This is a genomic window from Streptomyces sp. NPDC088157 (assembly GCF_044741545.1).
Classification (GTDB): Bacteria; Actinomycetota; Actinomycetes; order Streptomycetales; family Streptomycetaceae; genus Streptomyces.
Genome location: NZ_JBIUSU010000006.1, coordinates 203,864 through 216,814, shown reverse-complemented (window position 1 = coordinate 216,814; position 12,951 = coordinate 203,864). Strand labels below are relative to the sequence as shown.

Here is a 12,951-nt window from a genome sequence, read left to right as displayed (position 1 = left end):
GGCGACGACCCACGGCCGGCCCGGTCCCGGCACCCCGATCTACGCCGAACAGCCCTGCCGCGGGCCCGTGCACCGGAATACCGCGCAGTGCTGTGGTGCTCTGGTCGTACCGGTGCGTGAGCGCGTCGAAGGGCTGGTGGGTAGATGGCAGCAGACCGGACGGACTCCGGGGGCGAGGCCCGGACGGACCCCGACCCCGACCCCGTCGTCGCGACCCCCTACGGGGCCGTGCGCGGACGGTACGAGAACGGCATCGCGGCATTCCGCGGGATCCCGTACGCGGCACCGCCCTTCGGGGCCCGCAGGTTCCGACCGCCCGTGCCTCCCGAGCCCTGGGAGGGAGTGCGCGACGCGGGCGCCTTCGGTCCGACACCGCCGAAACCGCCCTACTCCGAGGCCTTCGCCCAGTACCTGTCCGACCCCGTCGTGGCGGGCGACGACTGTCTCAACCTCAACGTCTGGACCCCCGAGCCCGGCCCGGCCGCTCGGCTGCCCGTCCTGGTGTGGCTGCACGGCGGCGCTCTGACCAGGGGCTCCTCGGCCGTCCCGGTGTACGACGGACGGAACTTCGCCCGTGACGGGATCGTCTTCGTCTCGGTCAACTACCGGCTGGGCGTGGAGGGCTACGGACTCTTCCCGGACACTCCCGCCAATGCCGGCCTGCGCGACCAGCTCGCCGCGCTGGAGTGGGTGCACCGTTCGATCAGGGCCTTCGGGGGCGACCCCGACAGGGTCACCCTGGCGGGGCAGTCCGCCGGAGCCATCAGCGCGGGAGTCCTGATCGCGGCCCCGCAGGCACAGGGGTTGGTCCGGCGGGCCGTCCTCCAGAGCGGACCGCCGGACGCCTCCGAGCGTGACAAGGTCCGGCGCATGGTGCGCCGTATGGCTACCCGGCTGAAGATCCCGGCCACCGCCGAGGCCTTCGCCGCCGTCGACCGGGATCTGCTGCTGCGCACGCAGGCCGAGGTCGGCAGGCTCAGCAGCCCCGTCCTGGGCGGACCCGCCTTCGGCGTCGTCGTGGACGGCGACCTCGTTCCCCGCGACCCCCTGCGGGCCCTGCTCGACGGCGACGCGGCCCCCGGCGTCGACCTGCTCCTCGGCTGGACCCGGGACGAATACCGGCTGTGGCTGGTCCCGGGCGGTCTGATGGAGCGCGTCGACCGGTTGGGGCCCGTGGCCCTGGCCGGCGCGATGGCCCGCTGTCACTGCGGCCACGAGGTGCCGCGCGGCTATCGGGCCCTGCGCCCCGGAGCCGGCACGGCCGAGATCGTCGGCCAGATGGTCACGGACAGTCTGTTGCGCCGGCCCCTGCAACGGCTGGCCGAGGCCCGCCCCGGGTCGTCCTACGTGTACGAGTTCGCCTGGCCGTCGCTCAGGCCCGGCCTCGGCGCCTGCCACGCCCTCGAGCTCGGCTTCGTCTTCGACACCGGCGAGACGGCCGAGTCCGCGAAGCTCGCCGGGGCCGGCGTGCCGCAGGAACTCGCCGACGCGATGCACGGGGCATGGACACGGTTCGTGGCCACGGGCGATCCGGGATGGGAGGCCTGGGGCGCGGCGCATCCGGTGCGGGTCTTCGGCGAGGCCGACAGCGGTGGGCGATATGCGGAAGACGGCAGCGAGCTGCCTTCGGCCAGCGGCATCTCGTATACCGCATACGGTCTACGAGACCGTGAGATGGCCCTGTGGGCGGCGGAGGCAGCGGCCGCACCAGCGGAAGGAGCCGTCGACGAGGCGGCTGCGCCCGCGGATCCGCTGCCCGGCAAGGCCCTGCGCGGCACGGAGCTGAGGTCGGCGGTACGCCGGCTGCGCCGGGCCGGGGGAGTGCGGGAACGCTGACACCCGGGCCGCCCTGGCGCCGGGGCAGGTGGCCCTCTCCCTGTCACGTCGCACCGAAAGTCGCCGTGGCCGTGGCCCGGGGAGGGAGCCTGACGGGGTGGCTTCCCGCCCCGTGCCCGGACCTCTCCCCGCTCACGCCGGAGCAGGCCGGCTCCGTCGCCGCCCGCTTGGCCGCCTCGGGCACGCCCTCAAGTCCGTGCCCGGCCGGGGCGAGGTGCGTGGACGGGACCGACCGGGTGCGAGGCCGAGCCCGAGGGCGTAGGCGGGACCGAGGGCGTGAGTGGGCCCGACGTCGTGGGCGGGACCGGGGGCGTGGCCGGGCACGAGGGCATAGCGGGCCACAGGGCATGAGTGGGACCGAGGGTGTGAGTGGGCCCGACGTCGTGGGCGGGACCGGGGGCGTGGCCGGGCACGAGGGCATAGCGGGCCACATGGCATGAGTGGGACCGGGGGCGTGGCTGGGCACGAGGGCATGGGCGGGACCTAGGCGGGCGTGGCGGAACCGCGATGGCCCGGCTGCCGACCCCGCCCAGCACTCGCGGCCGGTCGGAGACCTACGCGGAGGTCAGGGTCCGGGCGATCGACGTGATCGCCTTCGGCCCGACCCGGCAGCAGCCGCCGATCAGCCGCGCGCCCGAGTCCCGCCATCCCAGGACCTGTTCCGCGGTGAAGGTGGACCGGCCGTGCCAGGCGCGGGCCTGCGCGTCCCAGGTCTCGCCGCTGTTCGGATAGACGACGACCGGCTTGCCCGTGACCCGAGCCGCGGTCGCCACGGCGGCTTCGACGTCTTCCGGCGCGCAGCAGTTCACACCCACCGCGATCACCTCGTCCGCGCCGGCGGCCAGGGCGAACGCCTCGTCCAGCGGCTGCCCGGCGCGCGTACGGTCGCCGGCGATCGAGTACGACAGCCAGGCCGGCACGCCGAGCCCGCGCACCGCGCGCAGCAGCGCCTCCGCCTCGTCGGCGTCGGGAACCGTCTCCAGCGCCAACACGTCGGGCGCCGCGGCGGCCAGGACCTCCAGCCGGGGACGGTGGAAACGTTCGAGTTCCTCGACGCTCAGCCCGTAGCGGCCCCGGTACTCGGAACCGTCGGCGAGCATCGCCCCGTACGGCCCCACCGACGCGGCCACCCACAGCGACCGGGCGACGCCCTTGTCCCGGGCCTGCCGGGCCGCCCGCCGAGCCAGTTCGACGCTCAGCGCGAGCAGGCGGGCCGCCTGGTCGTGGTCGATGCCGCGTTTGGCGAAACCCTCGAACGTGGCCTGGTAGCTGGAGGTGATCGCCACGTCCGCACCCGACTCGAAATAGGCGAGGTGCGCCTCGGTGATCGCCTCGGGCTGTTCGACGAGCAGCCGCGCCGACCACAGCTCGTCGCTCAGGTCGTGTCCGGCGGACGCCAGCTGGTTGGACATACCGCCGTCAAGGACGACGGCTCCGGCGGCGAGCGTCACGGCGAGGGAGGTCTCGGCGGGGGGAACGGGGGTGTCGCTGGTCATGTCGCGACGCTAGTCGAAGGGACGGCAGACAGCCGTATCCGTCCGCTGAATGAGCAAAGCGACCACAGGGCGGGATGGGGCCACCACCGCCCGGTCCGGACTCGGCGGACGCGCGCGCGGTACGGGAGGCGAGGCGGGCGACGGTTCACCGCCCGTGCGTCGGGTGCGGCCCGCCCCGCCGGCGCCCACCGCCCCGCCGGCGCCCACCGCCCCGCGTGTGCCTGGACGCCGGGACCAGCAGTCCGCCGAGCAGGCCGGCCGCCAGGACGTACGGCCACCAGCCGAACGCGCCGCTCCGGCCGGCGCTCACGCTGCGCGTCCCGGCCGTCGCGGCACCCGACGAGCCTCGCTCGCGCGCGCTCGCCGACGGGCTCGCGGTCGCCGCGGCGAGGACGACGTCATTGCCGTCCCCGCCCCGGTAGGTGATCCGGTAGACCGTGTCGGCCAGCTTCACCTCGGTTCCCTCGCGCAGTCCGTCGAAGGCGCCGGTCGTGGGCGTGTCACCGGTGTGGTCGAGGACGGTGATCTCCCGGACGGGCGTCTTCCCGGCCATGGCGGACGCCTCGCCGGAGTCGCTACCGGTTCCGGCACCGCTCGACGCGGAGGCTCCGGCGGCAGCGGTACCCGCGCCGGCCGTCGCGGCGGCCCGCCCTGCCGTGGACAGGTCGAGTCCGCCGGCCAGGACGACCTTGCCGCCCACCTTCAAGGGGGTTCCGGCCAATACCAGTTGGCCCTGGTCGTTCTGGGTGTAGGCGCCCGTCACGGTGAGCCCGCCCGTCACCACGCCCTCGTTCGTCACGGACCCGGCCACGGTTCCCTCGCCGCTGAGCGCGCTCGCCACCCGCAGCGCCGAGCCGCCCGTGTCGAGCCGCGCTTGCGCCGACGTCAACCGGACCGCCCTGCTGTTGGCGAGGGTCGCCCCGTCCTTGAGCGCGAGGGTTCCCTGCCTGACCGTGGTCGTCCCGGTGTACGTCACCGCGGAACCCGTGAGGGTCGTCGTCGCCGCTCCGGACTGGACGAGCGAGCCGCTGCCGCCGAGCCGGGCCAGGGAGATCGCGGTCCTCGTGTTGCGCACGACGAGGGTGCCGTCGTTCACGATCCGGCGCCGGTCCCCACCGGTGAGCAGGGAGCCGTCCCCTCGTGCGGAACCCAGCCGCAGGACCGCCCCCTTCTCCACGGTGGTCGAACCGTCGTAGTACTGCGCGGCCGCGAAGGTGACGTCGTTCCCCTTGGTCCCGGCGACGACGACGTCACCGGCGCCGGGCGCGGCCAGCGTGTCGTGGTACCTGCCGCCGCCGATCGGCGCACCCAGGGTGACCGGCCCGTCGTAGTCGAAGGTCAGCCGGGACCGCCGTCCACTGGCCTCGTGCAGGTTGATGTACACGGTGTCCTTGGTGCCCGGCATGAAGATCTTGTGCGTGGTGCCGTCGCCCCATCGCACGTCGGCGCCCTCGATGTTGGTCCCGCGTTTGTTCACCTGGTGCGCGACGGCACGCCAGTTGATGTCCGGGTCGCTGAGCGAGGGGTCGGTGTCGCCGCCCCGGTCGCTGTAGCTGTACTGCCCCGTGAGGACGACCTTGCTGCCGGGCCGCGTGTGGACGTTGACGTCGCTGCCGTACTCCCGTTGGTAGAAGTCCTGCCGCAGGGTGATCGTCTGGTTCAGCGGGGTGTCGATGATCCAGGAGCCCTGGTTGAGGATCGCCCGGGCGTCGGGCAGCGACACCGGGTACTCGGGGCGGCCGACCGCCATTCCGGTGCCGTTGTCGATGACCCCGGAGAAGGGGTGGGTGCCCGCCAGGTCGAGGGTGCCCCACATGTTGCGGGGCTGGGTGACCAGGCCGGTGCCGCTGATCGTGCCGATGTTGAAGGTGCGGGTCAGTGACAGCCGGAGCGTGCCGTCGACGCGGACGTTGAGCTGGTTGAGCCGGTAGCCGGGGGTGTCGTAGGGGAAGTGCCCGATCAGACCCGTGCCCCCGCCGGTGCCGTACTGCAGGGTCGTCCCGCGCTCCACGGTGATCGCGGGCGGGTCGGGGTTGCCGACCGTCGTGTAGGGATGGTTCCCGCCCTGCGTGCGCACCACCTGCCGTTGCCGCGCCCTGGGCAGGGTGAAGTCGCTGTCCCTGCTCAGGACGAGTGTTCCGCCGCCGCGCACGGTGAGCGTCCCCAGGCCGCGGAAGACGCCGTCGTAGGTCGTCGTCCCGGAGGGCACGGTGACCACGGTGTCGCCGGCGAGCGTCACGTCCCGGTTCGCGAGGACGTCGGCGGTGACGTCCCGGACGCCGGCGGCCATAGCCGGGGGAGCGATGGCCAGGAGGGCGGCGACGGTCGCGAGGGCGTCGACGACCGCTGCTGAGATGTGGAGAGGGCTGCGCACGTATCGGAGACGCGTCCGCGCGGCTTCGATAACAGAAACTTCCCTGTCTCCGAGAGTCGACCGAGCACAGACCGAGCACAGACCGAAGACCGACCGGACCTCGCCCGACCCGGAAAACCACCATCCCGCCGGAAAACTCCGGAAAGGGCTTTCCGTCAAGTCCCGTCAGACCCGTTGACCTGCTCGTAACACGCCCTTACCTTTTCGGCGTTCGTCATTCCACATGTCGTTCGCGATTCCGAACGCCCCCTCTCGGCAGGCAGCCGCGCGTACCGCGCCAGGAGACAGACGGCGGCTCGTCGAACGACCCCGACCGCCGGACCCGGATCCAGTCCCTCGGCTGGACACCGGGCGGCACCCCCGAGTTCGGCGTCCCCGTCGCCGACACCGTGAAAGCGAGTGCGTGAGATGAGACGTGCGTACACCGCCCTGCTGGCCCTCTGTCTGGTGCTGATCGGCGCCCTGGCGACCGCGGGGCCCGCTCAGGCGACGCCTGTGACGATCGCCAACGGCACACAGTTCACCGACGGTTCCGGCGGCCCCGTGCACGCCCATGGCGGCGGAGTCCTCCAAGTCGGCTCCTACTACTACTGGTTCGGCGAGAACCGCAACGCCGACAACACCTTCCGGTATGTGGACGCCTACCGCTCCACCGACCTGAAGAACTGGGAGTTCCGCAACCACGTGCTGACCCAGTCGAGCGACTCCGAGTTGGCCGACGCCAACATCGAGCGCCCGAAGGTCATGTACAACGCGTCCACCGGCAAGTTCGTGATGTGGATGCACAAGGAGAACGGGACCGACTACAGCGAGGCCCGAGCCGCCGTCGCCGTGTCGGACACCGTCGACGGCGACTACACCTGGCAGGGCAGCTTCCGTCCGCTCGGCCAGCACATGTCCCGAGACATCACGGTCTTCGTGGACAGCGACGGCGCCGGGTACATGGTCTCGGCCGCACGCGAGAACTACGACCTCCAGATCTACCGGCTCACCGCCGACTACACCGGGATCGCGAGCCTGGTCGCCGACCCCTGGCACGGCGGCCACCGCGAGGCGCCGGCGTTGTTCAAGCGAGGCGGCGTCTACTTCATGCTCACCTCGGCCGCGACCGGCTGGAACCCCAACCAGCAGCAGTACGCCACGGCGACCTCGCTCGCCGGCCCCTGGTCGGCCATGACGAACGTCGGCGACTCGACGGCGTACGGTTCGCAGACCGCGTACGTCCTTCCCGTGCAGGGAAGTTCGGGCACCTCGTACCTCTACCTGGGCGACCGCTGGGGCAACTCCTTCGGCGGGACCGTCAACGACTCGCGCTACGTCTGGCTGCCGCTGACGTTCCCCACGACCACCTCGCTGTCGATGTCCTGGTCCCCCGAGGTCACCGTGGACACGGCCGCCGGCACGGTCACCGGCACGAGCGCCACGTACAACACCCTCGTCGCCCGGCACAGTGGCAAGTGCGCGGATGTCCCGAGCCAGTCCCTCTGGGCGGGTGCCCAGATCAAGCAGTACGACTGCAACGGCGGCAACAACCAGAAGTACTGGTTCAAGTCCGTCGGCAGCGGTTACTACCAGTTGGTCGTCAGGAACAGCTCCCTGTGCGTGCAGGAGAACGCGAGCACGGTCAGTCAGGAGAACTGCAACGCGACGGCCACCGGCCAGCAGTGGTCGCTGACGACCACGGGCGGCTACGTCAGCATCAAGGCCCGCGCGAGCGGCAAGTGCCTCGACGTGAACGGCGCGTCCACCGCCAACTCCGCCGCCCTCATCACCTACACGTGCAACGGAGGGACCAACCAGCAGTGGACGCGCGGAACGTGACCCGCGTCAGGCGAGCAGGTCGATCGCGTCGATCGCCGTGCCCGCGCTGAGATAGGAGGTCGACCCCGAACCGCTCACCACGTTGATCTTCAGCACGTTGTACTGACCGGTGTCCGTGAGCCACGCGCTCGCCGGGACGCTGTAGGTGAACGTGTGGTTGTTGCCCCGGTAGGACCCGTTGGTCAGGGACCGGGTGCTCGGCTGGGTGGGCGGGGAGGGGATGGCCGAGGTCCAGGCGTCGTTCACGACGACCTGGGGCCGGCCGTTCGCGTAGGCCGTCGTCACACCGATCCGCAGGGTGTGCGCGGCGGCCGCCTGGGCCGCGGTCAGCTTGAAGTACACGAGCAGACCGCTGTTCACGTCCTTCCAGAGGTAGCAGGGGAACGCCGAGGTCTCGCTGCCGCTGCCGATCACCACGTTGCCGGTCCAGGCGGCGGCCCGCACGTCCGACGGGTGCGCGTACGTCATCAGCTCGGCGTTCTTGAATCCGCTCGGCGTGCCGGTCCAGTCGTTGATCCGCCAGATCGCGCTCGCGTTGCCCGGGTCGTTCGAGGACGGGATCGCGATCGAGTTGAGGGTGGTCGTCCCGCCTGCGGAGACGGTCACCTGTGTACTGTATACAGCCAGTTCGCTCTTGTGGACGGTCAGCGTGTACGTCCCCGGGAGTACCCCGGTGATCGAGAAGTAGCCGTCCGACGATCTGGCCGAACCCCAGTACTGGGCAGTCGAGTTGGCCAGTCCGACCGTGTACGGGTAGGCCGTGTCGCGCCCGGTGATGCCGACTCCCGCGACCCGGCCCCGGCCACTCGCTCCGACGTAGCCGGAGATGCCGAGCGAGTCCGCCCACGAGGTGGTCAGGGTGCCCGGGAACAGTGCCGAGGAGGGCGCGCCGCCGTCGGTGAAGGCGATGACGTAGGGGCCCTGGAGCCCGAAGCGCTGCTCCTCGGTCTGGTTCTGGCCGTAGTACAGGATCTCGTACAGACCCCCTCCGTCGGCGCTCTGGTGACGCAGGAGGGAGCGGTAGAAGGGGCCGCCGGAGGCCTTCTCGTGGTTGCTGCGCACGATCCAGAGGCCGACGCCGCCGGTCGTCCAGCCGATGTAGTCGTAGTCGATGACGCGCAGCTTGGAGTAGTGCTTGGAGCGGGTCTGGCCGTCGGACTTCGCGAAGACGTCGGAGGCCTCGATGGTGCTGGTCGTGTACGTGTAGGAGTCGGGCTGGTCGTTGAGGAACAGGCCCGCCTTGACGCGCACGATGTAACGCGTCGCCGAAACGGACGTGTCGGCCTTGTTGGTCCACAGGTAGACGTTGTTCTCGCCGCTGCGGGCCGCGTAGTAGTGCTTGAGCGTGCCGTGCGTGACCGAGATCAGGATCGTCGACCCGGACCGCGCGATCGTCACGGTCGAGCTGCCGAGGCCCGACTCGATGTGCGAGTTCATGCCGCCGTAGCCCTGGTACTCGGTTCCCCGGTAGGCCAGTGAGGTCAGGTCGCCGGTGGATTTGCTGACTTTGAAGACCAGGTTGGCGCCGGTGTCGACGACGTAGTTCGAGCCGTCGTCGGTGTAGCCGAAGGCCGCCGCGGCGGCCGGTGCGGCGAGCGGCCCGGCCAGGGCCGCCGAACCGGCGGCGGCCGCGGTGCCGAGGACGAAGGTGCGGCGTCGGACCGGCCTGTGGCTCTCGGATCCGGACATGGGGGTGCCTCCTTCGGGAGGTGTGGGGGTGCGGGTGTCTGAGAGATTGACAGTTGAATCGATTTCGCGAAAGGGCTTTCACCTGCTGGAGGTTGCCAATCTTGTGAAATCGGTCCCAGCTCTAGAAAGCGCTTGCCCGAGACGGTACGGTCCAGCCGCCAGCCCTGTTCCCGTGCCGGAGGAGCCGCAAGTGAGACGTTTCAACACCGCCGTGCTGGCGGCGCTGACCCTGACCGTCGGCCTGACGGCCGTGCCCGCCCAGGCCCACGGCGGGCGCGCACCGCTCGGCATCGACAACTGCACCGCGACCGGCTGCCACTTCGACGTCCCGCCCGGAACCTACGACGTCAAGGTCGTCCTCGGTGGCGACACCGGGTCGAGCACCAGCATCGGCGGAGAGACCCGGCGCGCCCTGCTCCCCGAGACCGCCGCCGCCTCCGGCGAACGCGTCGTCCGCAGCTTCACGGTCGACGTCCGCACCCCTGAGGGAGAGCCGACGGGCGTGGCCGGAACCGCCGGTCTGGACCTGGTGGTCGGCGGCTCGGCGCCGGCCCTGGCCGACATCCGGGTCACCCCTGCCCGGCACGCACGGCAGGTCTTCCTCGTCGGCGACTCCACGGTCTGCGACCAGCCGGGGGACCCGTACACCGGCTGGGGCCAGCAGTTGCCGCAGTATCTGCGCAAGGGAGTCTCGGTCGCCAACTACGCCGATTCCGGGGAGAGTACGGTCACCTACTTGGGGAACCCGCTGCTGTGGGCCACGGTTCGGCCGCTGATCCGCCCCGGCGACCTCGTCCTGGTCCAACTGGCCCACAACGACAAGACGACCGACGAGGCGACGTACCGGGCGAATCTCGAGACACTGGTGGCCGGAGTGAGGGAGAAGGGCGGTCGGCCGGTCCTGGTGACCCCCATCGTGCGCCGCTGGTTCAACGCCGACGGCACGCTGAACAACGGAACGGCTCTGCTGGTCAACGGACTCGGCGTCGACCACCCGGCGGTGATCCGCTCGGTCGCCGCCGCGCAGGACGTTCCGCTGATCGACCTCACCGCCAAGACCAAGGCGCTGGTGGAGTCCCTCGGGGTCGAGGGCTCCAAGGCGCTCTACCTGTACAACGAGAAGCGCGACAACACGCACACCTCCGTGCACGGAGCGACGGTCTACGCGGGCCTGGTACGTGACGAACTCGCCGCCCAGCATCTGGTGCCGAGGGGCACCGTGCGGGTGGGATGAACGCCTGGGGGCGCCCCGACCGGAACCGGGACGCCCCCAGGTCCTGGCCCCACCGGGCCCCGCCCCGAAGGAATGACACAGCACATGCGCCTGCCCCCGCCCGACCCCGCCCGCAGCCCCCGCACCGGATACACCCGTGCCCACTGGGAGGCGGCCGCCGACTCCCTGCTCGCCGCGGTGGAGCCGTACGCCACCGAGGATCACGCTCTCTACCACTTTCCCGGCGACCGGGAGAGCTGGTCGGGCCGCCTCTCCGACGGCCTGGAAGGGTACGCCCGCACCCTGCTGCTGGCCGCCTTCCGCCGCGACGAGACGGCGCTGGAGCGCTACGCGAGCGGTCTCGCGGCCGGCGTCGGCGGGGTCTGGCCCCGCATCGAGGACCGCGGACAGCCCCTCGTCGAGGCCGCGTCGATCGCCCTCGCGCTGCGGCTGACCCGTCCGCTGCTCTGGGACCGCCTCGACGACGGCGTCCGACAGCGTGCCGCCGCCTGGCTCGGCGACGCGCTGACCGCCGAGGCCTGGCCCTGCAACTGGGAACTGTTCCCGGTGACGGTCGGCGGCTTCCTGGAGTCGGTCGGCCATCAGCCGGAGGCCTCCCGCAAGGCGATCGACCGCGGGCTCGAACGCATCGAGCAGTGGTACGTCGCCGACGGCTGGTACAGCGACGGCGCCGGCCGCGCCTTCGACTACTACAACGGCTGGGCCATGCACCTCTACCCGGTCCTGCACGCCTGGCTGGCCGACGACCCCGACCTGCTCACCCTCTACGGCGGCCGGCTCAGGACCCATCTCGCCGACTACGCCCGTCTGTTCGGCGGCGACGGCGCCCCGCTGCACCAGGGCCGCTCCCTCACCTACCGCTTCGCCACCACCGCCCCCCTGTGGCTGGGCGCCCTGACCGGCCACACCCCGCTGCTCCCCGGCGAGACCCGCCGCCTGGCCTCGGGCGCGCTGAAGTACTTCCTGGAACGGGACGCGGTCGACGCACACGGTCTGCTGACGCTGGGCTGGCACGGCCCCGACGAGTCGGTCCTCCAGGGCTACTCGGGACCGGCCTCCCCGTACTGGGCGAGCAAGGGCTTCCTCGGGCTGCTGATCCCGCCGGACCACGAGGTGTGGACCGCGACGGAGGAGGCGGGCCCGGCGGAACGGGAAGACGCGGTCACCCCGGTCGCCGCCCCCAACTGGCTGCTCCAGTCGACGGGTTCCGACGGACTGGTGCGCCTGCACAACCACGGCAGCGAGGACGTCCGCTACGACCCGTACTACACACGGTTCGCCTACTCCACGGTCACCCGACCGCTGGACGCGACGCCGGACAACGTCGTCACGGTCGGCGGCGACCCGCGTCGCGAGGGCATCGTCCCGCTCGGCGTGGGGGAGGACTGGGCGGCCTCCCGGCACAGGCTGAGCTCCGGGGCCGAGGTCACCAGCCTGGTGGTGGCCGAGGGCGCGGTGGAGGTGCGCGCCCATCTGGTGGCCGGCGCGGAGCCGGGGACGGAAGTGCGCGTCACGGGTTGGGCGCCGGTGGAGGGCGGGCACGAGCGGGCGGATCTGCTGCCCGCGCACGGGCTCACGGGCACGCTCCCCCTGTCCGGTGTGGTGGGCGAAGGCCCCGCGACCCTGTTCGTCGCGCTGGCCCGGCTCACCGCCGAGGCCGACCCCCTGCCCCTGCGGGAGCTGGCGTCCGTGGAGGTGCGGAAGGCGGGCGCCGACACCGCTCACGGGTCGTACGACCTGAGCGTCCGGTGGCCGACGGGCTCGGTGCGGCATTTCCGCTTCACGGCTTCGGACGAGCCATCCGCAGCGTCGTCGTGGTCGGTGAGGCCCCGGTGAGCGCCTTCGCGTAGGACGGCGTCACGGGTGTGGGTCCGGTAGGGGAATGCGCAGGAATGCGGCGGTGCTGGCACGGGTGTTGGTGGGGGTGAGATTCGGGGAGGCCGTCGCGGCCCCGGCGGTGGCCCACCGGGCCCGGGGCGAGCACCCCGGGTCGACGAGGGCGCGTCGTGCGTCGTGCAGATGTCATGGCGAGTGGTTGCCGCCGGCCCGTACAGGGTTGCCCGGCGGTTACGACTGGGGGAGGGGATTCTCCGTTGCCTCATGGGAACGGTGTGCAGAAGAATCCGGTTATGACTTCTGCCATCCGTCACGTGACGATCGACAGCTCCGACGCCTACGCTCTCGGCAGCTTCTGGTCCGAGGTGCTCGGCCTGCCCCTCCATGATGACGACAACCCGGGCGACCCCGAGGCGCTGATCGAGGGCGCGGGCATGCTCTTCGTCACCGTCCCGGAGGCCAAGAGCCAGAAGAACCGCATCCACTTCGACATCCAGCCGCAGGACCGCACCCGTGAGGAGGAGGTCGAGCGTCTGCTCGCCCTCGGCGCCACGCTGGCCGACGACCGCCGCAGGCCCGACGGCACGGGGTGGGCGGTCCTCGCCGACCCGGAGGGGAACGAGTTCTGCGTGGAGCGCAGCGCGGCAGAACGGGCCGCGGGCTGA

8 protein-coding genes are annotated in these 12,951 nt (G+C 71.6%); 5 read left to right on the top strand and 3 right to left on the bottom strand.

Annotated features, from left to right (window positions below):
• Window positions 1-144: 144 nt before the first annotated feature.
• A complete protein-coding gene (locus ACIPFH_RS24940) occupies window positions 145-1,836 on the top strand; it encodes a carboxylesterase/lipase family protein (protein WP_401829531.1) in 1,692 nt (563 codons plus the stop codon).
• Between the two features lie 554 nt (window positions 1,837-2,390).
• On the opposite strand, the gene mmuM is transcribed toward ACIPFH_RS24940, so the two are convergent.
• Together mmuM and ACIPFH_RS24930 are read right to left on the bottom strand one after the other, a co-directional pair.
• Window positions 2,391-3,332, bottom strand: coding sequence for a homocysteine S-methyltransferase (gene mmuM, locus ACIPFH_RS24935; RefSeq protein WP_401829528.1), 942 nt, complete (start codon window positions 3,330-3,332; stop codon window positions 2,391-2,393).
• Between the two features lie 145 nt (window positions 3,333-3,477).
• Window positions 3,478-5,706 (bottom strand): autotransporter, encoded by a 2,229-nt coding sequence (locus ACIPFH_RS24930; protein WP_401829527.1) that lies wholly within the window; start codon window positions 5,704-5,706, stop codon window positions 3,478-3,480.
• Between the two features lie 408 nt (window positions 5,707-6,114).
• Between ACIPFH_RS24930 and ACIPFH_RS24925 the strand changes: the two genes are divergently transcribed.
• Window positions 6,115-7,527 carry an RICIN domain-containing protein gene (locus ACIPFH_RS24925; RefSeq protein WP_401829525.1) on the top strand — a complete coding sequence of 471 codons (1,413 nt, stop codon included), beginning with the start codon at window positions 6,115-6,117 and terminating at the stop codon, window positions 7,525-7,527.
• Between the two features lie 6 nt (window positions 7,528-7,533).
• Here ACIPFH_RS24925 and ACIPFH_RS24920 read toward each other — a convergent pair whose 3' ends face one another.
• Window positions 7,534-9,216: a rhamnogalacturonan lyase B N-terminal domain-containing protein gene (locus ACIPFH_RS24920; protein ID WP_401829524.1), complete on the bottom strand. Its 1,683-nt coding sequence runs from the start codon at window positions 9,214-9,216 to the stop codon at window positions 7,534-7,536.
• A 190-nt stretch (window positions 9,217-9,406) separates the two neighbouring features.
• Between ACIPFH_RS24920 and ACIPFH_RS24915 the strand changes: the two genes are divergently transcribed.
• The 3 genes from ACIPFH_RS24915 to ACIPFH_RS24905 all read left to right on the top strand — a co-directional run bounded on the left by ACIPFH_RS24915 (window position 9,407) and on the right by ACIPFH_RS24905 (window position 12,951).
• Entirely contained in the window at window positions 9,407-10,450 is a 1,044-nt protein-coding gene (locus tag ACIPFH_RS24915) for a rhamnogalacturonan acetylesterase (protein WP_401829521.1), read from the top strand.
• A gap of 84 nt (window positions 10,451-10,534) precedes the next feature.
• On the top strand, window positions 10,535-12,286 hold the full coding sequence (locus tag ACIPFH_RS24910) for a DUF2264 domain-containing protein (protein ID WP_401829519.1): 1,752 nt from the start codon (window positions 10,535-10,537) through the stop codon (window positions 12,284-12,286).
• A 293-nt stretch (window positions 12,287-12,579) separates the two neighbouring features.
• Entirely contained in the window at window positions 12,580-12,951 is a 372-nt protein-coding gene (locus ACIPFH_RS24905; protein ID WP_359121050.1) for a VOC family protein, read from the top strand.